Below are 2,025 nucleotides of genomic sequence, written 5' to 3' on the forward strand. Positions count from 1 at the left end.
GCCGGAGGCCTGCACGCAGGACCACGAGCTGCTGGCGCAGGCGGCGGCCGAGGGGCGTATCCGCCGTCCCACCGGGTCAGGCGTCCCATTCCCCTGTCGCGGTCGGTTAGTCGTTGGGTCAATGCTGCCGAGAGCTTGGAAACACAACATGTCGTGTCTGAAATGAGTGCAAGGACGTGATCATCCAACGTGTTTCGGACCGGCCGCGGCCTTCTCCCTACCCGTAAACCCAGCAGGCGCATAAATCACCGAGAGGGACCTACAGGTATGACTCTGGTAACCACTCACGCGATGCCGAGTGACCTCGACCAACTGCTAGTTGGGGGCCTGCGCGAGCTGGACATCACCTCCGTAGAACGCGACGCTGTCGTGCAGCGGTACGAGGAACTCGGCGTGGTCCTGGATGAGCGATGGGCTTCCACCCGTGGAGCCAACAAGGTATTCGCGCAGGGATCGTTCATGCTCGGAACCGTTGTACGTAACGTCAACCGAAACGACGACATCGACATCGACCTCGTCGCGGTACGCGACATCACCAAGACCTCGATCTCGCAGGAAGAGCTCAAGGACGAAGTCGGCAACGCAGTCCGGCTCTACGCGACGCGTGCGGTAAGCGACTTCCCCGAGGTCGAGGAGAGTTCTCGCTGCTGGACGCTCACATGGCCAGGCATGCACATGGACGTGCTCCCCGCGATCCCGAACACGGAGGCAGCGGGCGACAACCTGCTCATCACCGACAAGGACGTCCACCGCTGGCTTCCCTCCAACCCCTTGGGATACGCCGAGTGGTTCCGCACACAGGCACGCCGGCGATTGATGGCTAGCCATGAGATGGAGGAGAAACGCCTCGAGGTTCAGCAGGTACCCGAATGGCGGCAGCGATCGGTGCTACAAAGAGCAGTCCAGGCGCTCAAGCGCCACCGAGACATCCATTTCTCAGATCGACCCGACCAACGACCCTCCTCGATCGTCCTCACGACACTGGCAGCGCACGCCTATCGGGGTGGGACGGACCTGCACCAGGTACTGCGCCAGATCGTCGCCTCGATGCCGGAGCACCTCCACGAGGAAGCCGGTCACTGGAGCCTGCCCAACCCGGCCCAGCCCGACGAGAACTTCACGGAGTACTGGGCCACCGAGCCGCAGCGGGCCGCCCGGTTCTTCGAATGGCTTGACGCCGCCGCGACGACGTTCAGCGGACTGGAAACCAAATCTGGTCTGGACCAGACGATCCCGTTTCTCAAGGAAGCATTCGGCAGCCGCTTCGCCACAGGGGCCGTGCAAACTCTCGCCGGCGACCTGCGCAGCGCACGGGACGACGGATCACTGCGGCTGCATACCAACAGTGGACTGCGCGTCGCTCCGGACTCGGCCGCCACGCGCCGCGTGAGGAGGCACAGCTTTGCCGGCGGTCCACGCTAATGTAAGCCTCGCTCTCCAAGCCCTGTGGCTACGACGAAGCTTCCCCGACAGCACAGTCAGTCTGACAGCACGACGCCTGACGTGGACCGCACGCCTCCAGCCCCTACAGATCAGCCGTGCCTACTCCCTGCAGCTGATCGCCGACCATGCAAGGACACCGTCGATCTACGTCACAGACCCTCCGCTTCGGCCTGATGAAACCGGACGGCTTCCACACGTCTACGACGACGGGAGCCTGTGTGTGGCGGAGCCAGGCGACTGGAAGCGCCACATGCTCTTCGTCGAGACTTTTGTCCCGTGGGCACTGGAGTGGCTCGTCTATTACGAGCTGTGGTGCGCCACCGGCATCTGGCACGGCGATGGGCCCGACCGGACCGATCGCTTCTCTCAAGCCCAAGTGCTCCACCCCTATGCGACCCCCAAGATGCCTCGAACACGGCGGGACAACCGCCCCAGCGACTTACAGAGAGCCGTAGATGACTGAGAATGCCGATCACCTCAGTGCCTTGCTCGCCGCCGCCACGCAGGAGCTCGAAGCCCTCGAGGAAGACCTGTTATGGACCGAGAAGGCGCATTTCGCCTCCGCCGAGGTTCTCGCCCGCT

1 protein-coding gene is annotated in these 2,025 nt (G+C 63.5%); it reads left to right on the plus strand.

Features of this window, described 5'->3' with window-relative positions; translation table 11 throughout:
- The first annotated feature begins 291 nt into the window (after positions 1–291).
- The gene (locus R1101_RS28140) at positions 292–1,422 is read left to right on the plus strand and encodes a nucleotidyltransferase domain-containing protein (protein ID WP_198420319.1); all 1,131 of its coding nucleotides are present in this window, start codon (positions 292–294) and stop codon (positions 1,420–1,422) included.
- Positions 1,423–2,025 lie beyond the last annotated feature (603 nt).

The sequence above is a fragment of the Rhodococcus sp. R1101 genome (genome assembly GCF_000278445.1).
GTDB lineage: Bacteria > Actinomycetota > Actinomycetes > Mycobacteriales > Mycobacteriaceae > Rhodococcus > Rhodococcus gordoniae.

Coding starts and splice junctions, on each gene's coding strand:
- R1101_RS28140 (WP_198420319.1), top strand. CDS start 292: ATGCCGAGTGACCTCGACCAACTGCTAGTTGGGGGCCTGCGCGAGCTG.